This window comes from Sphingomonas sp. AAP5 (assembly GCF_004354345.1).
GTDB classification, from domain to species: domain Bacteria; phylum Pseudomonadota; class Alphaproteobacteria; order Sphingomonadales; family Sphingomonadaceae; genus Sphingomonas; species Sphingomonas glacialis.
Genome location: NZ_CP037913.1, coordinates 367,392 through 390,776, shown reverse-complemented (window position 1 = coordinate 390,776; position 23,385 = coordinate 367,392). Strand labels below are relative to the sequence as shown.

The 23,385-nt window shown below is 66.0% G+C and carries 24 protein-coding genes; 11 read left to right on the top strand and 13 right to left on the bottom strand.

What is annotated here, in order from left to right; translation table 11 throughout:
* Nucleotides 1-26: 26 nt before the first annotated feature.
* A complete protein-coding gene (locus E2E30_RS01780; RefSeq protein WP_133186681.1) occupies nucleotides 27-1,109 on the bottom strand; it encodes a GNAT family N-acetyltransferase in 1,083 nt (360 codons plus the stop codon).
* An 83-nt stretch (nucleotides 1,110-1,192) separates the two neighbouring features.
* On the opposite strand from E2E30_RS01780, the gene E2E30_RS01775 reads away from it, so the two are divergent.
* Nucleotides 1,193-1,645, top strand: coding sequence for a DUF2721 domain-containing protein (locus E2E30_RS01775; protein WP_133186679.1), 453 nt, complete (start codon nucleotides 1,193-1,195; stop codon nucleotides 1,643-1,645).
* 55 nt (nucleotides 1,646-1,700) lie between these two features.
* On the opposite strand, the gene E2E30_RS01770 is transcribed toward E2E30_RS01775, so the two are convergent.
* Together E2E30_RS01770 and E2E30_RS01765 are read right to left on the bottom strand one after the other, a co-directional pair.
* Nucleotides 1,701-3,278: an amidase gene (locus tag E2E30_RS01770; protein ID WP_133186677.1), complete on the bottom strand. Its 1,578-nt coding sequence runs from the start codon at nucleotides 3,276-3,278 to the stop codon at nucleotides 1,701-1,703.
* A 524-nt stretch (nucleotides 3,279-3,802) separates the two neighbouring features.
* Nucleotides 3,803-4,357 (bottom strand): hypothetical protein, encoded by a 555-nt coding sequence (locus tag E2E30_RS01765; RefSeq protein ID WP_133186675.1) that lies wholly within the window; start codon nucleotides 4,355-4,357, stop codon nucleotides 3,803-3,805.
* A 191-nt stretch (nucleotides 4,358-4,548) separates the two neighbouring features.
* Between E2E30_RS01765 and E2E30_RS01760 the strand changes: the two genes are divergently transcribed.
* Entirely contained in the window at nucleotides 4,549-4,917 is a 369-nt protein-coding gene (locus tag E2E30_RS01760) for a PRC-barrel domain-containing protein (protein ID WP_133186673.1), read from the top strand.
* On the opposite strand, the gene E2E30_RS01755 is transcribed toward E2E30_RS01760, so the two are convergent.
* The 3 genes from E2E30_RS01755 to uvrB all read right to left on the bottom strand — a co-directional run bounded on the left by E2E30_RS01755 (nucleotide 4,914) and on the right by uvrB (nucleotide 7,775).
* Entirely contained in the window at nucleotides 4,914-5,234 is a 321-nt protein-coding gene (locus tag E2E30_RS01755; RefSeq protein WP_133191879.1) for a HigA family addiction module antitoxin, read from the bottom strand. The two genes, E2E30_RS01760 and E2E30_RS01755, sit on opposite strands and share 4 nt — an antisense overlap.
* 25 nt (nucleotides 5,235-5,259) lie before the next feature.
* Nucleotides 5,260-5,487 carry a type II toxin-antitoxin system RelE/ParE family toxin gene (locus E2E30_RS01750; protein ID WP_133186671.1) on the bottom strand — a complete coding sequence of 76 codons (228 nt, stop codon included), beginning with the start codon at nucleotides 5,485-5,487 and terminating at the stop codon, nucleotides 5,260-5,262.
* 80 nt (nucleotides 5,488-5,567) lie between these two features.
* Nucleotides 5,568-7,775: an excinuclease ABC subunit UvrB gene (uvrB, locus tag E2E30_RS01745; protein ID WP_133186669.1), complete on the bottom strand. Its 2,208-nt coding sequence runs from the start codon at nucleotides 7,773-7,775 to the stop codon at nucleotides 5,568-5,570.
* A gap of 81 nt (nucleotides 7,776-7,856) precedes the next feature.
* Between uvrB and E2E30_RS01740 the strand changes: the two genes are divergently transcribed.
* Nucleotides 7,857-8,420 (top strand): DUF3617 domain-containing protein, encoded by a 564-nt coding sequence (locus E2E30_RS01740; protein WP_133186667.1) that lies wholly within the window; start codon nucleotides 7,857-7,859, stop codon nucleotides 8,418-8,420.
* Between the two features lie 192 nt (nucleotides 8,421-8,612).
* On the opposite strand, the gene E2E30_RS01735 is transcribed toward E2E30_RS01740, so the two are convergent.
* From E2E30_RS01735 to E2E30_RS01715, 5 genes are all read right to left on the bottom strand, one after another.
* The gene (locus E2E30_RS01735) at nucleotides 8,613-9,068 is read right to left on the bottom strand and encodes a hypothetical protein (RefSeq protein WP_240699009.1); all 456 of its coding nucleotides are present in this window, start codon (nucleotides 9,066-9,068) and stop codon (nucleotides 8,613-8,615) included.
* Nucleotides 9,069-9,179: 111 nt separating this feature from the next.
* Entirely contained in the window at nucleotides 9,180-10,094 is a 915-nt protein-coding gene (locus E2E30_RS01730) for an EamA family transporter (protein WP_206365624.1), read from the bottom strand.
* Between the two features lie 135 nt (nucleotides 10,095-10,229).
* Nucleotides 10,230-10,514, bottom strand: a complete 285-nt coding sequence (locus E2E30_RS01725) for a GIY-YIG nuclease family protein (protein ID WP_133186665.1) — start codon at nucleotides 10,512-10,514, stop codon at nucleotides 10,230-10,232.
* Nucleotides 10,515-10,627: 113 nt separating this feature from the next.
* Nucleotides 10,628-10,897, bottom strand: coding sequence for a CopG family ribbon-helix-helix protein (locus E2E30_RS01720; RefSeq protein WP_133186663.1), 270 nt, complete (start codon nucleotides 10,895-10,897; stop codon nucleotides 10,628-10,630).
* 73 nt (nucleotides 10,898-10,970) lie between these two features.
* On the bottom strand, nucleotides 10,971-12,488 hold the full coding sequence (locus E2E30_RS01715) for a fumarate hydratase (protein WP_133186661.1): 1,518 nt from the start codon (nucleotides 12,486-12,488) through the stop codon (nucleotides 10,971-10,973).
* Between the two features lie 131 nt (nucleotides 12,489-12,619).
* Here E2E30_RS01715 and E2E30_RS01710 point away from each other — a divergent pair, with 131 nt between their 5' ends.
* Nucleotides 12,620-14,731, top strand: coding sequence for a putative bifunctional diguanylate cyclase/phosphodiesterase (locus tag E2E30_RS01710; protein WP_133186659.1), 2,112 nt, complete (start codon nucleotides 12,620-12,622; stop codon nucleotides 14,729-14,731).
* A gap of 89 nt (nucleotides 14,732-14,820) precedes the next feature.
* On the opposite strand, the gene E2E30_RS20655 is transcribed toward E2E30_RS01710, so the two are convergent.
* On the bottom strand, nucleotides 14,821-15,501 hold the full coding sequence (locus tag E2E30_RS20655; RefSeq protein WP_165954415.1) for a hypothetical protein: 681 nt from the start codon (nucleotides 15,499-15,501) through the stop codon (nucleotides 14,821-14,823).
* Between the two features lie 122 nt (nucleotides 15,502-15,623).
* Here E2E30_RS20655 and E2E30_RS01700 point away from each other — a divergent pair, with 122 nt between their 5' ends.
* The 4 genes from E2E30_RS01700 (at nucleotide 15,624) to E2E30_RS01685 (ending at nucleotide 20,763) form a co-directional block, all read left to right on the top strand.
* Complete coding sequence (locus E2E30_RS01700; protein ID WP_133186655.1) at nucleotides 15,624-16,283, top strand: response regulator; 660 nt, start codon at nucleotides 15,624-15,626, stop codon at nucleotides 16,281-16,283.
* A gap of 118 nt (nucleotides 16,284-16,401) precedes the next feature.
* Complete coding sequence (locus tag E2E30_RS01695) at nucleotides 16,402-17,871, top strand: sensor histidine kinase (protein ID WP_133186653.1); 1,470 nt, start codon at nucleotides 16,402-16,404, stop codon at nucleotides 17,869-17,871.
* A gap of 401 nt (nucleotides 17,872-18,272) precedes the next feature.
* Nucleotides 18,273-20,225, top strand: a complete 1,953-nt coding sequence (locus tag E2E30_RS01690) for a ribonucleoside-diphosphate reductase subunit alpha (protein WP_133186651.1) — start codon at nucleotides 18,273-18,275, stop codon at nucleotides 20,223-20,225.
* A 247-nt stretch (nucleotides 20,226-20,472) separates the two neighbouring features.
* Nucleotides 20,473-20,763, top strand: a complete 291-nt coding sequence (locus E2E30_RS01685; protein ID WP_443018365.1) for an endonuclease domain-containing protein — start codon at nucleotides 20,473-20,475, stop codon at nucleotides 20,761-20,763.
* A gap of 77 nt (nucleotides 20,764-20,840) precedes the next feature.
* Here the strand turns inward: E2E30_RS01685 and E2E30_RS01680 are convergent, their stop codons facing one another.
* Nucleotides 20,841-21,101, bottom strand: a complete 261-nt coding sequence (locus E2E30_RS01680) for a DUF2171 domain-containing protein (protein ID WP_133186647.1) — start codon at nucleotides 21,099-21,101, stop codon at nucleotides 20,841-20,843.
* A 133-nt stretch (nucleotides 21,102-21,234) separates the two neighbouring features.
* On the opposite strand from E2E30_RS01680, the gene E2E30_RS01675 reads away from it, so the two are divergent.
* From E2E30_RS01675 to E2E30_RS01665, 3 genes are read left to right on the top strand one after another with little or no spacing between them, the layout of a single operon-like run.
* On the top strand, nucleotides 21,235-21,435 hold the full coding sequence (locus tag E2E30_RS01675) for a hypothetical protein (protein WP_133186645.1): 201 nt from the start codon (nucleotides 21,235-21,237) through the stop codon (nucleotides 21,433-21,435).
* Nucleotides 21,436-21,492: 57 nt separating this feature from the next.
* Entirely contained in the window at nucleotides 21,493-22,557 is a 1,065-nt protein-coding gene (locus E2E30_RS01670) for a ribonucleotide-diphosphate reductase subunit beta (protein ID WP_133186643.1), read from the top strand.
* Entirely contained in the window at nucleotides 22,554-23,384 is an 831-nt protein-coding gene (locus E2E30_RS01665) for a haloacid dehalogenase-like hydrolase (protein ID WP_133186641.1), read from the top strand. The genes E2E30_RS01670 and E2E30_RS01665 overlap by 4 nt, the downstream gene beginning before the upstream one ends.
* Nucleotide 23,385 lies beyond the last annotated feature (1 nt).

Genomic DNA, 23,385 nt, shown 5'->3' with positions numbered 1-23,385 from the left:
CCGGCTTGGGTCCTGTCGTTGCTGCCTTACCCGCCCGGATTCCCACTCGCCGCCCAGCGCCCCTTGAACATCGCCCCGACGAACGCCGGCACACCGGGCCGTACCAGCAGCCAGTCGCGCAACGCCGGGCCCTGCTCCGCGCCGAGCGTCGTCTTGTAGCCGCTGTCGCCCGCGCCCCAATCGACGCTGCGCAAGCCTGCCGCCCGTGCGCGAACGAGGTTGCGATACGAGAGCAGCTTGCCCGGCGAATGCTTGGCGAACGCCGGATCATAGCTGTTGGCGATCGCATAGCGCGTCGTGCCGGCATCGAGATCGAACGAAAACGCCGCCGGCGCACCATCGATGCTCAGCACCGCGGCCGACAGCATCGCGGCGACGACCGGATCGCGCGCCACTTCTCGCCAGAAGCCGCCATGCCCCTCGTCCGTGAACTTGGCATCGCGACCATCGGTCCTCGCCGCGATCCAGCTCTTCCGCTCGACCGCCGCAAGCTCATCGAACGCCGCATCCCACTCCCCTGCGTCGACGAAGCGCCAGTCGAGTTCGCCATGCTCGGCGAGATGCTTCTCGTGAAAGCGGTTCTTGCGCAGCGTCGATCCGCGCGGCCAGTCGGGCTGCTGCAGATCGAGCACGAAGCTGTTCGCGACGAAGCGGTCGAGCACTGCCCACCCCTTTGCGCGCGCCCGCGGCAGCAGCGCCTCGAGCGCCGGATCGCCATCGACCACCGGGCCGATCCGCAATGCGTTGACGCTGCGCGCGAGCATGTCGAGCAAGGCATCGACCGCAGGCACCTCGGCGTGGCGGTGAATCGGAAAGCTGCGAAATGGCCAATAGCTTCCCGGGATCGTCGCGACGCGCGCGATCGCCGGCCCGACTCGCACGAACGGCAGGGCGATCACCGGCAGGTCGTCTTCCTCGACCATTATCGTCCGCGCCGCCCCGCCATACGCCGCAAGCGCCGCCGCATACCAGGCATAGCGCAGGAACGCGTGGCTCGGTGCCGCTGCATCGGCAACGATGTCGATCGCGCCCGACAGCCCGGCGCCCACGCTGGCACGCGTGCGCGACGGCAGCCGGGTGAAGTCGGAGAGCAGCATCGGCTTGGTCATTGGAACACGTCTAAAGCAGCAGGGTTACCAATCTGTGGCCGACGCCTTGCGCCCGCGCCAGCCGCATTCCACAAAGGGCCACGATGAACCCCTACCCCGCCGTCTCGACGATCGCCCAGACGATCCAGCTGTCGCTTTCGCCGATCTTCATGCTCGCCGCGATCGGGCAGCTGCTCAACGTGCTCGCCGGGCGGCTGGCGCGCGTCGTCGATCGCGCGCGCGTCGTCGAGGAATGGCACCCGTTGTCGAGCGGCCCCGAGCATGACCGTCATGTCTGGGAACTCCGGCTGCTCGACCGGCGGATGACGGTGATCAACCGCTCGCTCGTGCTCGCAGTGTCGAGCGCGGCGATGACGTGCATCGTCGTCGCCTTGCTGTTTGTCGCCAGCCTGTTCGCGCTGCATATCGGCACGATCGTCGCGGTGATCTTCATTCTCGCGATGGCGCTGCTGATTTCCTCGCTGATCGGGTTCCTGCTCGAGGTCCGCATCTCGCTATCGGCGATCCACGTCCGCAGCGAGCTGCTCGAACGCTGAATCGCGCCCGCCCCCGGGGGGACGCCTCCCCTCCCTGGAAGGGAGGGGAGTTAGCTCAGCGTGCGCCGTCCAGCCCGGGCCCGGCATCATTCGTCGCGCCATAACCCGGTACCACCCGCGCATGCGCCGCTTGTTCATAGACATACCCAGCGTTGAGCACGCTCTGGTCGGCCCACGCGGTCGCAATGAACGACACCCCGACCGGCACGCCCCGCACCAGTCCCATCGGCACCGTCAGATGCGGATAGCCCGCCACTGCGGGCAGCCCGGCAGCACTCGGCCCCTCGCCGCCATCACCCGAGACCGTGTCGGACAGCCACGGCATGCCGTAGGTCGGCGCGACGATCAGCGTCGCATTGGCGGTCGCGAGCATCGCGTCGATCCCCTCCTTGCCCGCCAGCCGCAGCGATTTCGCGCGCGCGCCGAGATATTCGGCATCGGCGAGGCCGCGCGTCTGTTCGGCTGCCTCGAAGGTCTCCTGCTGGAAGAACGGCATTTCGCGCGTCGCTTCGGCGCGATCGAACGCGATGACATCGGCGAGCGTGCGCGTCTTCACCGCCTGCGGCGTGGTCGCGAGATAGGTGTTGAGATCGGCCTTGAGCTCGGTCTGCAGCACCAGCAATTCGGCCTCGCCCAACCCGTCGAGCTTGGGCGGCGTGACATCGACCAACACCGCGCCCTGCGCCTTCAACACCGCCAGCGCCGCGGCATATTTGACCTTGAGCAACTCTGACATTTCGGGATGCAGCACGGCGATACGCACCCCGGCAAGCGAAGCGCTCGCCAGCGGCGCGGCGAAGTCATGCGCATATTTGGCGGTGCCCTTGGTCGCCGGATCGGCCGGATCGACGCCGATCATCCCGTTGAACAGCACCGCCGCGTCGCGCACGCTGCGCGCCATCGGGCCGGGCGTGTCCTGGCTGTGGCTGATCGGCACGACGTGCGTGCGGCTGATCATGCCGAGCGTCGGTTTCAAACCGACCAGCCCGTTCATCGAGGACGGACACACCACCGATCCATCGGTCTCGGTCCCGACCGCTGCCGCGGCAAAGCTCGCCGCCACCGCCGCGCCCGATCCGCTCGAGGATCCGCACGAGGTCCGGTCGAGCGCATACGGATTGCGCACCAACCCGCCGACCGCGCTCCAACCGCTCATCGAGTGCGTCGAGCGGATATTGGCCCATTCGCTGAGATTGGTCTTGCCGAGGATCACCGCGCCTTGTCGGCGCAGGCTCGCCACCAGCGGCGCGTCGCGGCGCGTGATGTTGTCCTTGAGCGCGAGGCTCCCCGCGGTCGTCGCGATCGGATCCCTGGTCTCGATATTGTCCTTGATCAGCACCGGCACGCCGTCGAGCGGCCCGAGCAGCTTGCCCGCCTTGCGCCGCGCATCGGCAGCGCGCGCCTGCGCGATCGCATCGGGGTTGGTCGCGATCACCGCGCGCAGCGTCGGCCCGCTGCGATCCATCGCCGCGATCCGCGCGAGATAGGCCTGGGTGATCGCCGCGCTGCTCGCGCCCGACGCCATCATCGCCTGGACCTGATCGATCGATTTTTCGGTAACGTCCGGGAGCGTCTGCGCGTGCGCGGCTCCCGCGAGAATGGTCGAAAGCAGCAGCGACAGCGTGAAGCGCATCTTGGTCTCCGGTCGAGCGACGCAGCCAGACCCGCGCCATCGCGCGATCATGGGTCATCGCCGCATCGGCGACAAGCAGATCGTCACTGGCAAGAGCACAATCGCGAAGCCCGCCCGCCCCCGACCCCAGACATGAAAAGAGGCTGCCGATGCCCTTTTCGAGGACATCGGCAACCTCCTGACATGGTCAGCGGCCGGAAGCTCCAGCTTGGAGGACCATGCGTACCGCAAAGCCTCGACGATCGGTGGCGTTGACTGGGGGAGAATACCCCCCGCCCCATCGTCGCAGGACTAGCCTCAAAGGCCTAGCGGTGCGTCCTCCGAACGAACTGAACCGACCCCATTGCTGAACCATGAGACATCGGATCACCTCCTTTCGCCAGTTAAAACAGCGTGACCAGGCCTGGTCACGACTCAGGTTTGAATCATATTTTTAGACGAAACAAGTCTTGTATTATGGGCCTGTTTCGACGATTCTCTTCGGCCTGCCCAAAGTCGGTTTATCGTACCGCGCGGCATCCCGATCAGCGGCGGCAATCCTCGGTCACGCGGCCGACTTCGGCCCAGGCGGGAATGACCAGCGTCGGCATCCCGGCCTGCTCGACCAGGAACCGCCCGCGGCTGAACGCCATCGCATCGAGGATCCCGTCGCGCGGCGTCAGCGCGGTCGCGACATAGGCCGGCGCGGCGCCGGTCGGCTGGACCGTCACGCTGCGCGCCAGGGTCGACGTGCGCAGCGTCAGCGGGCCGCGCGCCTGCCCCTGGCGCGAGAGATACACCGTGTTGGTCTGCCGGTCGCAGCGCAGCGTCAACACCGCGTCGGCGCCGGGCACCCCGAACAGCGCGATGGATCCGCGCGCGTCGGTCCGGTACGTCCAGTCGCCCGGCGTCACCGGCCAATCGCGCCAGTCGGCGGCGAGCGGCGCGGGGGGTGGCGCCACCGGGACCGGGCGCGGCGCCGCGACCGTCGGGGCGACGGTACGCGGCGGTGCGGGATTTCCGACGCAACCGGCAAGGACCAGGAGCGTGGCGACGACAGCAAGGCGTGGCGGGGCGAAGCGGGCGGGAGTCGGGGACATGCCAGGTCTATGCGCGAAGCGATCGCCTCGCTCAACCGCTGCCGCCCGCGCTCCACCCCGAATCCGCGTCGACTGGCGCTCACCAAACGCGCTTATCCGCGGGAACCAGCCCCGGGGGTGCGATCGTTGATGTCCCAGGGAACCGCAATGGCCCACGCGCCGTTACGCTCGCGACACGAAGGAAGAGATCCATGGCCCAGACCGAACCGACCCAATTGCTGCTCCAGTCGAACAAAGCCGACACGATGCCGATCCGCAGTCGCGACGGCGACAAGATCGGCACGTTGTTCTCGCTGATGGTCAACAAGCGCACCGGCCGCGCGGTCTATGCGGTGCTGTCGATCGGCGGCTTTCTCGGCATGGGCAAGGCCTACTATCCGATCCCCTTCTCGCTGCTCGCGTTCGATCCGGTCAACGACACCTATGTCGTGACGATCGACCGCCGCGTGCTCGAGGGCGGCCCGAGCTGGGCGGCAAATGCCCCCGAGTTCGACCAGGCCTATGCCGATCGCGTTTCGAAATATTACGATGTGGCGGGCGAGGATCTGTCGCTGGGTTAAGCGGCGCGCGGCACGATGCGGTCGAGCGCGCCGTTCAGGGCGCGCTTGGCTTCGACGATTTCGTACCGGTCCTGAAGGCGCAGAAAAAAGCCTTCTGACATACCGAAATAGCGGCCAAGGCGCAGATCGAGATCGGCGTCGACCGGACGGATGCCTTCGATGACCTCGGTGATGCGCTCTGACGCGACCCCGATATCGTCGGCAAGCCGCTCGACGCTCAACTCTTCGGGTTCGAGAAACTCGGTGACCAGCATTTGACCGGCATGCTCGTTGTCGAGCCAATCCGGATTAGTGATAGTCTGCAATCTCGACGTCATACGCGTCTCCAGCCTTCCAGACGAATCATATACGCCATTGGTCATTAATTGAAATGCTGTGCTGGCCTGCGCGATCATCCCTCAACGCGTGAAGCCGGTTCCCGCGCTGGCTTCCAAGCTCGTCAAGCGACAGAGTTACATCCAAAACGGTAAGCTTGCGCATCGCGCGTTGCTGGATATCGGGCGGCAGCTTTCGGCTACGCTCTCGGTTCCAGACGCGCTCGCTTTCCGAGTCAGCGAAAGTGCGGATCATGAAAATGCTCCTTTGGGCATTCTCATGGATCACGCTGCGGAAATAGCCAACCATGAAGGCAGGCAGCTTCCACCCATATGTCACCGCGCCCGCCGCGAACTCCCCGCCATTCCAGCCCGGATCTTCTGGCTCTTGCCATAGCGTGTCTTGCGCGTCCCCGGCTTGCCCTCGTTCGAGCGCCCCATCACCGGCGCCTTCTGCTGGTCGACCGGCAGTCCGAGCTCTTCCTGCTCCAACTGCCGGATCTCGTCGCGCAAGCGACCAGCCGTCTCGAACTCGAGATCCGCCGCGGCCGTCCGCATCTGCTTTTCCAGATCCTCGATATACGCGCGCAGGTTATGCCCGACCATGTGCGGCCGGTCCTCGTCGATCTCGACTGTCACCTGGTCGCGGCTAGCGACGTCTTGGATGATGTCGCCGATGTTGCGGCGGATCGTCGTCGGGGTGATGCCGTGCTCGGCATTGTAGGCGAGTTGCTTCTCGCGCCTACGCCCCGTCTCGTTCATCGCCCGCTCCATCGAGCCCGTGATGCGATCGGCATAAAGGATCACTCGACCGTCGACGTTACGCGCCGCGCGGCCGATCGTCTGGATCAGCGACGTCTCGGAGCGCAGGAAGCCCTCCTTGTCGGCATCGAGGATCGCGACCAGCCCGCACTCCGGGATATCGAGCCCCTCGCGCAGCAGGTTGATGCCGATCAGCACGTCGTACACGCCGAGCCGCAAGTCGCGGATCAGCTCGATACGCTCCAAAGTCTCGACGTCGCTGTGCATGTAGCGGACGCGCAAGCCCGCCTCGTGCATGAACTCGGTCAGATCCTCCGCCATCCGCTTGGTCAGCGTCGTCACCAGCGTGCGATAGCCAAGCTCGGCGGTCTTGCGCGCCTCGACGATCAGGTCCTGCACCTGCTCCTCGACCGGCTTGATCTCGATCGGCGGATCGATCAGCCCGGTCGGGCGGATGACCTGTTCGGCGAACACGCCACCGGTCTGCTCCATCTCCCACGCCCCCGGCGTCGCCGAGACATAGGTCGTTTGCGGGCGCATCGCGTCCCATTCGTTGAAGCGCAGCGGGCGGTTGTCGATCGCCGACGGCAGCCGGAAGCCATATTCGGCGAGCGTCAGCTTGCGGCGGTGATCGCCGCGCGACATGCCGTTGATCTGGCCCACGGTGACATGGCTCTCGTCGACGAACAGCAGCGCATTCTCGGGCAGATATTCGAACAAAGTGGGTGGCGGCTCGCCCGGCATCCGGCCGGTGAGGAAGCGCGAATAATTCTCGATCCCCGCGCAGCTCCCGGTCGCTGCGATCATCTCGAGGTCGAAGTTCGTCCGCTGCTCCAGCCGCTGCGCCTCGAGCAGCTTACCCTCCGGCACCAGTTCCTTGAGCCGCTCGGCGAGCTCGAACTTGATCGCCTCCATCGCCTGCTTGAGCGTCGGCCCCGGCGTCACATAGTGGCTGTTGGCATAGACGCGCACCGAATTGAGGCTCGCGATCTTCTTCCCGGTCAGCGGATCGAACTCGACGATCTCCTCGATCTCGTCGCCGAAGAACGAGATGCGCCAGGCGGTGTCGTCGTAATGCGACGGGAACAGCTCGAGATTGTCGCCGCGCACGCGGAAATTGCCGCGCTGGAAGGCAGCGTCGTTGCGCTTGTACTGCAACGCCACGAGCTTGCGCACGATCTCGCGCTGGTCGACCGTCTGCCCCTTCTTGAGGTCGAAGATCATCGCCGAATAGGTCTCGACCGAGCCGATACCGTACAGGCACGACACCGACGCCACGATGATCACATCGTCGCGCTCCAACAGCGAGCGGGTGGCCGAATGCCGCATCCGGTCGATCGCCTCGTTGGTCGACGACTCCTTCTCGATGTAGGTGTCCGAGCGCGCGACATACGCCTCGGGCTGATAATAATCGTAATATGATACGAAATATTCGACGGCATTGTCGGGGAAGAACGACTTCATTTCCCCGTACAGCTGCGCCGCCAGGATCTTGTTCGGCGCGAGAATCAGCGCGGGGCGCTGCACCGCCTCGATCACCTTGGCCATGGTGAAGGTCTTGCCCGATCCGGTCACGCCGAGCAGCACTTGGTCGCGCTCGCCGGCTTCCGTCTGCGCGACGAGTTCGGCGATCGCGGTCGGCTGGTCGCCCGCCGCGGTATATTCGGAGGCGAGCGTGAAGCGCTTGCCGCCTTCGGCCTTGGGCGGACGCGCCGGGCGATGGGGGACGAAGCTCTGCCCGGTTTCGGGCTCGTCGAGACTGGTGCGAATCTGGATTGCCATAGCTGCGCAATATGGGAAGGAACACGCCAACAGACAACGCACGCCGACCGCCGGCGCACGCACTCCCGGGGAGATTCTTCAATGTCGTTCCGCACGCTGGCCACGCTGCTCGCTTTGCCTTCCCTCGCGCTCGTCGCCTGTTCGCCCTCGGGTCCGGTCAAGCGCCAGGCCGGCAGCTGGTCGCAGAAGATCGAGATCCTGAAGCTCGAGGGCCGCGGCGCGACGCCCGAGACCAAGACGCAGATGCAGAAAATGTTCGATTCGATGGCGGGCACATCGGTCTGCCTGACCCCCACCGCCGCCGCCAAGGAAGATTTCGGCAAGGCGATGGAGCAGATGGCGTCGCGCGGCCAGAACTGCACCTTTGGCAAGAAGGACGTGTCGGGCGGCACGATCCACGTCGCCGCGACCTGCAAGCAGCCGACCGGCGGCACCGTCAAGATGACGATCGACGGCAGCAACAGCGCGACTAAGCAGGACATGACGATGCAGACCGAGGGCTATGCCGCCACCGGCGCGAAGGAAGGCACGATGCAAATGCGCATCGTCTCGACCCGCGCCGGCGACTGCAAGCCCGGCGACATCACCCCGCCCGAAGCGCCTTCGGCAGGGCCGGCACCGGTCGCTCCGGCGGCGAAGCCGTAAGCACGCGGGGCGGGAATCATCCCGGTGAAGGTATGAGCCCGCGCCGCGATCACCCCACTGCGTCACCCCGGGCTCGTCCCGGGGTCCACCGTGCCGCAAAGTCTGCGGCGGCGGGATAAGCGGCACGGTGGCCCCCGGCACAAGGCCGGGGTGACGGTTTGGGGTTTATGGGCGCACGCCCACCGCTACCACCTACCCCGCCCGGCGATACGCCACGCGCCACATCGTCCAGCCGATCAGCGCGGACACCAGTGCCAGCACCAGGCTCGTCGCGATCGCGCTCATCCAGCGATAGAGCAGCGTCGGCGTGTCTTCCTGCGGCATCGCGAAAATCCCGAACCCATAGGTCTGCCCGCCAAGAAACAGCGCGAAGCCCGCCAGCGCCCCGACGCTCACCGCGCTCACGGGTCCGCGCCGCCCAAGCGCGTGGCACGCGAGCCAGACCGGCCCGCCGATCGCGACCGCCGCCATCGCGGTGATCACCGCGCCGACGAGGAAACCGATCAGCATCGGAAACGGATCGAACCCGCTGCCGATCGTCACCAACCCCGCGGCGAACAGCCCCCCGACGACGCCCCCCGCACCGAGCGCGAGCCCCGCGCGATCGAGTGATGCTTCATATCCCGCCGGTACCATCGATGTCGCCACGTCGGATCCCCCCGCGTGCCGCTTAGCACTCTCCCGCGCCGCCCCCAAGCAGATCTCGTTACGCAGCCGTACCTACACTTCGGGCGAGGTCCAGCAGTGCGCACGCCCGCGTCACAGGCTGCCGACCAAGGCCAGCACGACGCCGATCGCGACCAACACGAGCCCGGCGACCTCGCTCCGGCTGGTCTTCTCGCCAAGATAGAAATGCGCAAACGCCATCGTGAAGGCGACCTCGACCTGACCGACGATCCGCACCAAAGCGACCGGCGCCGAGGCAAACCCGGTGAACCAGCACGCCGAGGCGACCGACGACATCAGCCCGACTTGCCCGGCAACGCGCCATTCGGAGAAAACGCGCGCAACCTGGTCGCGCTCGCGCAGATAGACGTACGCGCCCTGCAGCACCGTCTGCGCCGCCACCGTCACCGCCAGCACGATCAGCGCGGCGCGGATGTGATCGGGCGTGTGCACTTCCTGCGTCGCGGCGCGGATGCCAATCGTCGTCAACGCAAAGGCGAAGCCCGAAGCAATCCCGTACCGCGCCGCCGGCTGCCCAAGCGCGCGCAGGAAGGCGAGCGGCCCCATCCGCTTGCCGCCCGTCGACAGCACCATGACGCCCGCCACGCCGAAGCCGATGCCGGTCCAGGTCGAGAGGCTCAGATGATCGCCGAGCAGCAACACCGACAGCAAGGCGCTCTGCACCGCCTCGGTCTTCGAATAGGCCGTCCCGACGACGAAATTGCGCTCACCGAACGCCATCAGCAGCAAATTGGTCGCGATGATCTGCGCGATCCCGCCGCCGAGGCAGAAGGGGAGAAACCAAGCGCCGAGCGCAGGGAACGCCGCCGGCGCCACGAAATAGTGGTACCCGAAGAGCAGCAGCACCGCGACCGGCAGGCCGTAGAGATAGCGCACCAATCCAGCGGCATTGACCGACAGCGTGCGCGACACCCGCCGCTGCACCGCCGTCCGCCACGCCTGCAACGCCCCGCCGATCAGCGCGGCGGGGAGCCAGAGGGGCATCATGACCTATCACCCCAACGAAGCTCGCCGCCTTTGCCTAAGCCGTCGCCCCGGCGCAGGCCGGGGCCGCTGCATTCCGGGCAGCCGCCTCGCAAAGCAACCCAGCGGCTTCGGCGTGCACCAGGGCGACGATGGGGGCTAGCTATTGATCGTATCCCATAGGTCGTCCCAGTTCGGATTGGCCTCGGCGATGAGGCGGCATTTCCACACGCGGTTCCAGTCTTTCAAGCGCTTCTCGCGAACGATGGCGTCCTCGATCCGCTCGTGCTGCTCGATATAGACGAGCCGGGTGCACCCCCACTTCCGCGCGAACGCTGACCCACGCCCCTCGCGATGCGCAAGAATGCGCGCAATGTCGGAGGTTACGCCAACGTACAACACGCCGAACGCCGTATTGGTCATGATGTACGTGTAACCGCCCATCCCCCACCCCCGTCGCCCCGGCGAAGGCCAGGGCCGCTGGAAGATGTAGCGGTACCTAGATCTCCCGTCACACCCCCATAACGGAGCGGCCCCGGCCTCCGCCGGGGCGACGGTCAGGAAACCAGCAACCCCTCGCGCTCGGACTCGGTTCCCCAGCTTTCGAGCCAGCCGATCGTTTCCGCAGCCGTGAGATGCCGTCCGGTTTCCTGATACGCCATCCAGGCATCCGACGCCTCTTGCCGGAAGCCTTCGCGCGCCTCTTCGCGATCGACATATTCGCGGATCGCCTCGCGCATGATCCAGTGCGCCGAGCGGTCGCGTTGCTGCGCCAGCGCCTGGATCCGGCTTTTCATTTCAGGATCGATCTTGAGCGATGTCGGCATGGTATCCACCTCGGTAGTCGGAGGTACTACCTACTGTGAATAGCGGATCGCGAGTTGCCCGACAATCGGCCCCTCAGACCAGCAACCCCTCGCGTGCGATCTTCTCCTTCCACACCAGCGGCGCCAACTGGTGCACGTTCGCCCCAGTCGAATCGACCGCCACCGTCACCGGGAAATCCTCGACCTCGAACTCGTAGATCGCCTCCATCCCGAGATCCGCGAACCCGACCACCTTCGATCCCTTGATCGCGCGCGCGACGAGATACGCCGCCCCGCCGACCGCCATCAGATAGGCCGATTTGCCCTCGGCGATCGCCTTGGTCGCGTCGGGCCCGCGCTCGGCCTTGCCGACCATCGCGAGCAGCCCCTGGTCGAGCATCATCCGCGTAAACTTGTCCATCCGCGTCGCCGTCGTCGGACCCGCCGGGCCGACCACCTCATCGCCGACCGGATCGACCGGCCCGACATAATAGATCACGCGGCCCTTGAACTCGACCGGCAGCGGCTCACCCGCATCGAGCATGTCCTTGATCCGCTTGTGCGCGGCGTCACGCCCGGTCAGCATCTTGCCGTTGAGCAAAAGCCGGTCGCCCTGCTTCCAGCCCTGCACGATCTCGGGCGTCAGCGTATCGAGATCGACGCGGATCGCGGCGCTGTCGGGCTGCCAGTCGACCTTGGGCCATTCGTCGAGCTTGGGCGCCTCGAGGAAGCTCGGGCCCGATCCGTCGAGCACGAAATGCGCATGCCGCGTCGCCGCGCAATTCGGGATCATCGCGACGGGCTTGCCCGCGGCATGGCACGGCGCGTCCATGATCTTGACGTCGAGGATGGTCGACAGCCCGCCGAGCCCCTGCGCGCCGATGCCGAGCGCATTGACCTTGTCGAAGATCTCGATCCGCAGCGCCTCGATGTCGGTCTTCGGCCCGCGTGCCTTCAACGGCCCCATGTCGATCGGCTCCATCAGCGCCTGCTTCGCCAGCAGCACGCAATGCTCGGCAGTGCCGCCGATACCGATGCCGAGCATCCCCGGCGGGCACCAGCCGGCGCCCATCTGCGGCAGCATCTCGAGCACCCAGTCGACGATCGAATCGGACGGGTTCATCATCTTGAACTTCGACTTGTTCTCCGAGCCACCGCCCTTCGCCGCGACATCGACCGAGACGCGCGACCCCGGCACCATGTCGACATGCAGCACGCACGGCGTGTTGTCCTTGGTGTTGCGCCGCGTGAAGGCGGGGTCCGCCAGCACCGAGGCGCGCAGCTTGTTTTCGGGGTTGAGATAGGCAAGCCGCACGCCCTGATCGACGATCTCCTGCAGCGAGCGGCTGGTATCGTCGAAGCGGCAGTCCATGCCCCATTTGATGAAGACGTTGACGATGCCGGTATCCTGGCAGATCGGGCGATGCCCCTCGGCGCACATCCGCGAATTGGTCAGGATCTGCGCGATCGCGTCCTTGGCGGCGGGCCCCTGCTCGGCGTCATACGCTTCGCCCAGCGCGCGGATATAATCCATCGGATGATAGAAGGAGATGAATTGCAGCGCGTCGGCGACGCTTTCGATCAGATCGGCTTCGCGGATGATGGTCGTCATGGGACTACTCCTATGGGCCGGGCCTTAAAGCCATGTCCGCCGCGCGCCAAGCCATCCGCCGCACGCGGTTCTCGCGAAGATTGTCTAGGGCACAAGGATTTTGGAAAGGATCGCCCGCTATAGCGGCGACGATGCCCATTTCGCCGCTTCTTCTCCTGATTCTGGCCTTCGCTCTGGGGCTTAGCGGCGTTGCGGGCGGTGTCCTCTGGGCCCGTCGGCGCAGCGTTACGATTTGCCCCGAACGCGACTCGCACGATCGCCTCGCGCGGCTGCTGGTCGATGAATTCGAAGGACATTCGAACGGCTGGTTCTGGCGCACCGACGCCGAGGGCTGCCTCAGCTATCTCTCGGCCAAGGTCGCCGCCGAACTCGACGCGCCCGATGCGCCCGCGCTCGGCCAGCCGCTGCCGACGCTGTTCCGCATGGACAGCGCCTCGCCCGAGACCGAGCGCACGCTCGGCTTCCACCTCGCCGCACGCACCGCCTTTTCGAACTATTCGGTCCGCCCCGCGAGCCGCGCCAAGCTCGAGCGCTGGTGGTCGATCTCGGGGCGACCGATCGCCGACTCGGCGGGCGCGTTCCTCGGCTTTGTCGGGAGCGGAAGCGATCTCACCGAGACGCGCCGCGCCGATGCCGAGATCACGCGGCTGGCGCTGTTCGACGGGCTGACCGGCCTCGCCAACCGCCAGCGGCTGCGCCTCTCGCTCGAACAGACGCTCAGCGCGAGCAGCGTCGCGCCGCGCACCAGCGCGCTGCTCCTGCTCGATCTCGATCGCTTCAAGGCCGTCAACGACACGCTCGGCCACCACACCGGCGACGCGCTGCTCAAGCAGGTGGCGCAGCGCTTGCAGCGCGCGATTGGCGGCAACGGGCTGGTCGGACGCCTGGGCGGCGACGAATTCCAGGTGATCCTGCCCAATGAGACCGATCGCACGCGGCTCGGCGATCTCGCGCGGCGCGTGATCTTCGACCTGTCGCAACCCTATACGATCGAGGGCTCGGCGATCAGCATCGGCTGCTCGATCGGCGTCGCGATCGCCCCCGAGGACGGGCATGACGCCGAGACGCTGGTGCGCAACGCCGATCTCGCGCTCTATGCCGCCAAGGGCGACGGGCGCGGCATCCACCGCTTCTTCCGCCCCGAAATGCTCGCCGGCGCGCAGAGCCGCAAGCAGCTCGAGGACGATCTGCGCGACGCGCTTGCCGCCAACCAGTTCTTCGTCGCCTATCAGCCCGTCGTCAGCACGAAGACCGAGCGGATCGTCGGCTATGAGGCGCTGCTGCGCTGGGAGCATCCGACGCGCGGGCTGATCAGCCCGGCCGACTTCGTCCCCGTCGCCGAGGATTGCGGGCTGATCGAATCGATCGGCGAATGGGTGTTGCGCACCGCGTGTCTCGATGCGGCGTGTTGGCCGAAGGACGTGCGCGTCGCGGTCAACGTCTCGCCGATCCAGTTCGCCAATCCAGCACTGCCGACGGTCGTCACCTCGGCGCTCGCCAAATCGGGGATCGCGCCCGATCGGCTCGAGCTCGAGATCACCGAAGGCGTGTTCGTCAACGAAAACGCCGCGACCGAGCAGATGTTCAGGACGCTCAAGGGCTGCGGCGTGCGGCTCGCGCTCGACGATTTCGGGACGGGCTATTCGTCGCTCGGCTATTTGAAGAAGGCGCCGTTCGACAAGATCAAGATCGACCAGAGCTTCGTGCGCGGCGCGGCGATCGCGGGCAACCGCAACGCCGCGATCATCAAGGCGATCGTCAGCCTCGCCGAGACGCTCGGCATGGAGACGACCGCCGAGGGCGTCGAGAATCACGACGAGATCGCGCTGATCCGCGAGCTCGGCTGCAGCCACATCCAGGGCTATGTCTATGGCAAGCCGGCGCGCGCGCCCGATGTGCTCGAGCAGCTCGCGGCGGGTGGCGGCCGCGCGATCGCCAACGGCTTCCGCGTCAGCCGGAGCCCGCGCACCGCGATGCTGCGGACTGCGCGGATCCAGGCGGGCGACATTGTCGGCGAGGTGCGGATTCGCAACCTCTCGACGACGGGCGCGATGATCGACGGGATCGATGTCGAGGCCGGAGCAGGCGAGTTCGAAGTGTTGATCGAACTGCTTGAGGATCAGATGTTCCCCGCCACGCTGCGCTGGGCAGCCGATGGCAAGGCCGGCCTCGCCTTCGCAGAGAGCTTCAACCTCGAGCGCCTCGCGGCGGCCACCACCGCTCCGGTGCGCAAGGCGGGATAAGAGCCACACCTGCGGAGCGCCACCGCGGGGTGCGAGCGACGCTCATCCTTCGCCTCCCCTCCCTTCCAGGGAGGGGAGCCGTTGGCCCCTTACCGTGCGGAGTTCCCGGTTGCTGCAGGCGCTACCGGCGCTGCCGGAACGGCGCCCGGAACCACCGGGGCGACCGGAGCGGTCGTGCCCATCGCAGGCGGCGGCGGCGGCGGCGGAGCGTCGTTCGCGCCGGGGCCGCCATCGGGACCGGCGCCGGGTCCACGCGGACCGTGGCGCGGACCATCGGGCCCATCGGGGCCGCCCGGACCACCAGGTCCACCCGGTCCATGATGCGGCGGGCCCATCGGCCGCAGCGCGACGACCTTGCCGTCGGCGCTCACCAGGAACGAAGCGTGGATCATCCCGCGGCGATAATGCCCCTGGACGGTCACCGCCTGCCCGGCGCTGACGAGGCCGGTGCCGTCGCCCTGCCGCCCGAGATCGACCAGCGCACGCCCGCTGCCATCGGTCAGCACGAACATCGGGCCATAGGTTTCGGCAACGCGGCCGCGCACGCTGATCACGCTGCCATTGTCGGTCAGCGAGCGGATCGCCACCGCCTTGAGCGGCGCCATCTCGACCGAAGGGCCGGTCATCTGCGCGATCGTCGCGCCGCCGCCGATGCCGAGCGCGAGCAGCGCGGCACCCACGATCGCGGTGCGGACAGGCAGCTTGCGGCGCGGGCGGTCGTCCGCCACGGTATCGTGAGGGGCCTGGGGGCCTTCGATTTGGTCGGTCATCATTGCACTCCTGCGTGGTTGATGCCCGCTTTCTACGGGAGCGTTCCGACACCGCGCTGAACTTGTCGGTTCAGTCTCGGTTTAAGCAGTCCGCCTAGCGCGCGGTGCAAAGGACTGAGGACATGCGGATCTTATTGGTCGAGGACGACACGGCGCTCGCCGAGGGAATCGCGAAAGCCCTGCGCGCCGAGCATTTCGCGGTCGACGTCGCCGCCAATGGCGAGGATGGCGCGCATCTCGGCGATACCGGCGGCTATGACGCGGCGGTGCTCGATCTCGGGCTGCCGATCAAATCGGGGATCACCGTGCTCGAGGAGTGGCGCGCCGCGGGCCGCGTGCTCCCCGTGCTGATCCTCACCGCGCGCGACGGCTGGTCGGAAAAGGTCGCGGGCTTCCGCGCCGGCGCCGACGACTATCTGACCAAGCCGTTCCGCGTCGAGGAACTCGTCATGCGCCTGCGCGCGCTGGTCCGCCGCGCGACGGGCAATGCCGCGGCGCGGATCGTGTGCGGGCGCGTCGCCTTCGATTCGCTGACTGGCCAGGTCGAGCTCGACGGCCTCCCGCTACGGCTCACCGCGCTCGAGTGGCGCGTGCTCTCGGCGCTGATGCTAAGGAAGGGCGTGGTCGTCGAGCGGCTGTATTTGCTCGACCATGTCTATGAAGGCGATTCGGATCCCGATTCGAACTCGCTCGAAGTGATCATCGGGCGGCTGCGCAAGAAGATTGGCGCCGAGGCGATCGAGACCGTCCGCGGACGCGGCTATCGCGTGGTGGAGGGGTGAGCGGCCCTGCCCTCTTCCGTCACCCTGGCCTTGTGCCGGGGTCCACTTCGCCCCTCGCGCGGCAGCCGGTGTTGGACGGTGGGCCCCGACACAAGGCCGGGGTGACGAAAGGGCTGACATGACCCTCCTCCCCCGCTCGCTCTACGGACGCCTGCTCGTCACCGCGCTCGTCGCGACGCTCGCCGCGCTCGCCTTTGCCGCGGTGACGATCGGCGCGGTGCTCGATCGCTTCGTGATGCACGGGCTGGACGACCGGCTCGACGCGCAGATCGCGGTGCTCGAGCAAGCCGTCCGCCCCGACGGCAGCATCGACCGCGCGCGGCTCGTCCTCGCCGCGCCCTATGACGATCCGCAAGGCGGCTGGGGCTGGCGGATCGATGCGCCGGGCCGCACGATCACCTCGCCCGCCGCGCCCGCCCTCACCGCGCTGCAAGCGCGCGGCCCGCGGCGCGCACCGCCGCCCGCTTTGCCGCCGCTTTCCCTGCCAGCGCCCTCCGCTCCCTCATCCGCCGAGTCAGCGCTGATCGGCCCGCCGCCCCCGCCCGATGGCCGACGCGCACACGGCGACGGCCCGCGCGACCGCGACGGCACGCAAGCACTCGACTGGCATGGCGAGGACGGCATGCGCCATGCGCGCAGCCTGACGCTCGCCACCCCCGCAGGCGCGGTGCGGATCACCGCCTCCGCCCCGCGCGCGATCGTCGACCGCCCGCTCCGCGCGGCGATGGCACCGCTGCTCGGCTCGCTGCTGCTGCTCGGCGTCGCGCTGGCGGCGGCGACGCTGATCCAGCTCCGCATCGGCCTGCGCCCCTTGAAGACGATGCGCACCGGCCTCGCCGCGATCCGCGCCGGAACCGCGCGCGCTCTGCCCGAGGACCAGCCGACCGAACTCGCCCCGCTCGCGCGCGAGATCAACGCGCTGCTCGACGAAAATGCGACCGCGCTCGCCAATGCCCGCGCGCACGTCGCCAATCTCGCGCACGGCCTCAAGACGCCGCTCGCCACACTCGCGCTCGCGCTGCCGCCGCACGATCCCGACGGCACGCTCGCCGCGCAGGTCGCGCGGATCGACCAGGCGGTGCGCCACCATCTCGGCCGCGCGCGCGCCGCGACGCCGGGGAGCGGCTTGCGCTTCGCAACCCCGCTCGCCCCCGTCGTCGCCGACCTGACCACCGCGCTGTCGCGGATCCACGCCGATCGCGGCGTCAGCGCGAGCGCGACGATCGATCCCGCGCTCAGCGTCGCGGTCGACCGGCAGGATCTCGACGAGCTGATCGGCAATCTGCTCGACAATGCGTGGCGCTTCGCCGCCGCGCGAATCACGATCGACGCCGCCCCCGCATCCGACCCGCGCTTCATCCGCCTGAGCATCGCCGATGACGGCCAGGGCATTGCGCCCGCGGCCCGCGCCGCCGCGCTCACCGCCGGGCAGCGACTCGATGAACGCGGCGATGGCCACGGCTTCGGCCTGTCGATCGCACACGAACTCGCGACGCTCTATGGGGGCTCGCTGGTGCTCGATGCAGCGGCGCTCGGTGGTCTCGATGCGATCGTTACGCTGCCGACGACGCTTTTCTCCGAGGCGTGAAAATATTGTCACGTTCCCGCTTCGGTCTCTTGCGTTTGAGCGAAGCCAGCTTTGACCGCGCGTCGCGTGATGAGGCTTCGCCCGGTCATCCGCCAAGCGTCGCGGATTAGCGACGAACCGAGTCCCCAATCTGTCATTTACCGTCTTGTGTCTCCGCGCGATCCGGCACAATCTGTAGGGGTTGAGTTCGGGGGCGAACCCAAGAGCTAGTGAATCAGACGCCGCAACCCTATATTGCGGTAATGATCTGGACTGCGATTGTAGCGCGGGACGGTCTGTTTTTGTTCTCGCGTTTGCCCACGGAATGCTATGCTGGGAGCTCGCTTCCCGATTCGAACGGATCGGGAACAGAGGCGGTCCCGGTCGACACGATTTTGAACGAGTTTACAGGGACGCGAAACATGGATTTTCGGGATACCGGGGAAGTGAGTACCGACATGGCCACCGATATGATCGAGGCGCTCGCCGCCGCTGCGGCACCCGCCGACGACGCCGCCAAGGACGGTCGCGGCACCGCCGATCGCAAGCTCGCCGCGCGGGGCGATTCGAAGGAGATCCACGTCCAGCTCTATCCGGTCGAGGTCGATCATTCGCGCGATGCGCTGCTGACCGATTTCGGCAAGGACACGCTGCGCGATCGCTATCTGCTCCCGGGCGAGACCTTCCAGGATCTGTTCGTGCGCGTTGCCTCGGCCTATGCCGATGACGGCGCACACGCCCAGCGGCTCTACGGCTATATCTCGAAGCTGTGGTTCATGCCCGCGACCCCCGTCCTCTCGAACGGCGGCACCGGGCGCGGACTGCCGATCTCGTGCTTCCTCAATTCGGTCCCCGACAGCCTCGGCGGCATCGTCGACACCTGGAACGAGAATGTCTGGCTCGCGTCGCGCGGCGGCGGCATCGGTACCTATTGGGGCAATGTCCGCGGCATCGGCGAGCCGGTCGGCCTCAACGGCAAGACCAGCGGCATCATCCCCTTCGTCCGCGTGATGGATTCGCTGACGCTCGCCATCTCGCAAGGCTCGCTGCGCCGAGGGTCGGCCGCCTGCTATCTCGACATCTCGCATCCCGAGATCGAGGAATTCCTCGAAATCCGTAAGCCCTCGGGCGATTTCAATCGCAAGGCGCTCAACCTCCACCACGGCGTGCTGATCACCGACGCCTTCATGGAAGCGGTGCGCGCGGGCGAAGAGTGGAATTTGACGAGCCCGAAGGACGGCTCGGTCCGCGCGACGGTCGATGCGCGCGGCCTGTTCCAGAAGCTCGTCGAGACTCGGCTTGCCACCGGCGAGCCGTACATCGTCTTCGCCGATCACGTGAACAAGGGCATGCCCAAGCATCACCGCGACTTGGGGCTCAAGGTCTCGACCTCGAACCTGTGCTCGGAGATCACGCTGCCGACCGGCAAGGACCATCTCGGCAACGACCGCACCGCCGTCTGCTGCCTGTCCTCGCTCAACCTCGAGACGTGGGACCAGTGGAAGGACGAGAAGGGCTTTATCGAGGACGTGATGCGCTTCCTCGACAACGTCCTGCAGGACTTCATCGACCGCGCCGAACCCGGCATGGAGCGTGCCGCTTACTCGGCGATGCGCGAGCGGTCGGTCGGCCTCGGCGTGATGGGCTATCACAGCTTCCTCCAGGCGCGCGGCCTGCCCTTCGAGGGCGCGATGGCCAAGTCGTGGAACCTGCGGATGTTCCGCCACATCAAGGGCCAGGTCGACGAAGCCTCGATGCACCTCGCGATGGAGCGCGGGCCCTGCCCCGACGCTGCCGACATGGGCGTGATGGAGCGCTTCAGCTGCAAGATGGCGATCGCGCCGACCGCGTCGATCTCGATCATCTGCGGCGGCACCTCGGCGTGCATCGAGCCGATCCCGGCGAACATCTACACGCACAAGACGCTGTCGGGCTCGTTCTCGATCAAGAATCCGTATCTCGAGAAATTGCTGATCGAGAAGTCGAAGAATTCGGACGCGATCTGGAACTCGATCCTCGAGCAGGGCGGCTCGGTCCAGCATCTCGATTTCCTCAGCCAGGACGAGAAGGATTGCTACAAGACGAGCTTCGAGATCGACCAGCGCTGGCTGATCGAACTCCAGGCCGATCGAACGCCATTCATCGACCAGTCGACCTCGCTCAACCTGTTCATCCCGGCCGACGTCGAGAAGTGGGACTTGCTGATGCTCCACTTCCGCGCGTGGGAGCTGGGCGTGAAGTCGCTCTATTACCTGCGCTCGAAGAGCATCCAGCGCGCTGGCTTTGCCGGCGGGGTCGAGAACGACAACACGATCGAGAAGCCGCAATACGAGTTCGAAACGACCGATTACGACGAGTGCCTGGCGTGCCAGTGAGGTGGGCGAACTAACACCCCCTCACCCTCCCGCGGCTGCGCCGCTCCTTCCCTCTCCCACAAGGGGAGAGGGAGGAGAGCCGCAATCTCCCTCTCCCCTTGTGGGAGAGGGAAGGGGCCCGCGCCCGCAGGGCGTGGGAAGGGTGAGGGGGAATGCGGACGGCCTGACCACGCGCCAGCTGCTGCCCGCGCTAACCCCGTTCCGCTCGCGCGACCTCCGCCGCAATGCCACCGAGCCGGAAAAGCACATGCGTCGCGCGCTCCGCTCGGCCTTCCCGGACGCGAAGTTCCGCTTCCAGGTGCCGCTCGGGCCGTATCATGCCGATTTCTGCTCGCACGCCGCACGGCTGGTGATCGAGATCGACGGCGCCACCCATGCGCAGACCGCGACTTCGGACGAAGCGCGCACGCGCTTCATCGAAGACGAAGGCTACAGCGTGCTGCGTTTCTGGAACACCGACGTGATGGCGAACATCGACGGCGTGATCGCGGCGATCGCACCGCATCTGCCGGACATGTGCAAAGGGGCCACCCAGTGACTGAGCGGCCCCCTCACCCTTCCCACGCCTGCGGCGCGGGCCCCTTCCCTCTCCCACAAGGGGAGAGGGAGGCGGGATCATTTCTCTTCTTCGAAGGTCACGGCGACATCGCCGTTCGCCGAGAGCCGCACCTTGCCGTCTTCGACATCGGCGACCAGGCCGAGCGAGATGTAATGGTGATGCCCTTCATGCGAACCCGAACCCTCGTTGACCTGCGCGCCCGAATCCTTCTTGGTCAGCTTGATGCGGCCGCCCTCGACATGGTCGACGGTGCCGACATGGACGCCGTCTGCGCCGATGACTTCGGCATGTTCTTTGATCTGCGATGCGTCGACCATGATGGTAGCTCCTGTGCTATGATTGCGATCCCCCAACGCGCCGTTGGGGCATTGGATGCACGAGGCACAGCATGATCCCATCATTACGCATCCGCAACGCCTTCCGCATTGTCCGCCCATGCGGGGACCCGCGATGAGCCTGTCGATCGGCATCATGTACGCGGTCGCCGCGCTGTTCACGCTTATCGGCGCTGGCCTGCTGCTGTCGCTCACGCGGCCGAGCGCGCCGGGCAAAGTCTACGCCTTCCGCATGATCGGCATCATGGCGCTGTCGCTCGGCATCGTGCTGCTGATGTCGGCGAGCGCGATGTGGCGCTGGAGCGTCGCCGCATGACCCCGTTTCACCCCCAGTTTTAACCCATCCCCAGATACAGTCCCGGAGTAACCCCCAATGTCCCTCACCGAAGCCCGCAAGCAGTACAAGCCGTTCGAATACCCCTGGGCGTTCGATTTCTGGAAGCGCCAGCAGCAGATCCACTGGATGCCCGAGGAAGTGCCCTTGGGCGAGGATTGCCGCGACTGGGCGCAGAAGCTCAGCGACCATGAGCGCAACCTGCTGACGCAGATCTTCCGCTTCTTCACCCAGGCCGATGTCGAGGTGCAGGATTGCTATCACGAGAAATACGGCCGCATCTTCAAGCCGACCGAGATCAAGATGATGCTGGCGGCGTTCAGCAACATGGAGACGGTGCACATCGCCGCGTACAGCCATCTGCTCGACACGATCGGCATGCCCGAGAGCGAATACGGCGCCTTCCTCGAATATAGCGAGATGAAGGACAAGCACGATTACCTGCAGACCTTCGGCGTCGACAATGACGAGGACATCGCGAAGACGCTCGCGATGTTCGGCGGCTTTACCGAGGGGCTGCAGCTCTTCGCCAGCTTCGCCATGCTGATGAATTTCCCGCGCTTCAACAAGATGAAGGGCATGGGGCAGATCGTCACCTGGTCGATCCGCGACGAGAGCCTCCACTGCGAGGGCATCATCAAGCTGTTCCACGCCTTCTGCGCCGAGCGCAACTGCATGACCAAGTCGGTGCGCGACGACATTGCCGACATGTGCCAGCACACCGTCCGGCTCGAGGACAATTTCATCGATCTCGCGTTCGAGATGGGCCCGGTCAACGGCATGACCCCCAAGGAGATCAAGAAGTACATCCGCTACATCGCCGACTGGCGGCTGGGGCAGCTGGGGATGAAGCCGATCTACATGATCGACGAACACCCCCTCCCCTGGCTCGCGCCGATGCTCAACGGCGTCGAGCACGCCAACTTCTTCGAACAGCGCGCCACCGAATATTCGAAGGCGGCGACGCGCGGGAATTGGAACGAAGTGTGGGACGGCTTCGACAAGCGCCAGAAGGCGAAGGCGGGGGTTGGGATTCCGGTGGCGAATGAGGATGCTGGCGACGCGGGGGATATGTTCTCGCGCGCGGGGGTTGCCGCTGAGTGACCGCCGTTCTCCATCGTACCGCAATTGTTTATGACTTTGACGGGACTCTGTCGCCGGGATCGATGCAGCAACACACGTTGCTCCCGGTGATGGGGTATCCCGACCCGGACAAGTTTTGGTCTGAGGTGAAGGAACTCAACAAAGCGATCGATGGAGACGAAATACTGACTTATATGCATTGCCTTCAAGCGGTTGAGGGTAGTCACATGTCAAAGGATAGTCTCGCCGATCACGGTGCGAGACTACCCTATTTCGCAGGTGTCGAGTCTTGGTTTGATAGGATTGACGCTTACGGCCTCAAGCGCGGCCTAGCGATTGAACATTACGTAATTAGCTCCGGCCTTGATGAGATAATAGCCGGAACTACGATCCGGAAGCACTTCAAGCACGTCTTTGCATCTAAATACGCATACAAGGACGGCAGGCCATTGTGGCCTGCCGCCGCAGTAAATTACACCGGCAAGACACAGTATCTGTTTCGAATAAACAAAGGCGTAATGAATCAGTCGGACGACAAGGCGGTTAATCGCTGGATCCCGATGGACGAGCGGGAAATCCCCTTTGAGCGGATGATCTTCATCGGAGATGGAGACACAGATATTCCAGCTATGAAAATGCTAAGATATCAGGGGGGAGTACCTGTTGCCGTATTTGATCCAGAACGGTTTCAAGGCCCTGACGCCAATAAGGTCTACAACCTGATCGCAGAAGATCGAGCAGACCATGTTTGCCCAGCGGATTACCAAGCGCAGTCGCAATTAGACATAACGGTTAAAGGCGTTTTAGGACGTATCGCCCGCAGCGCAGGTTATCGCCCGGAAAGCTGAC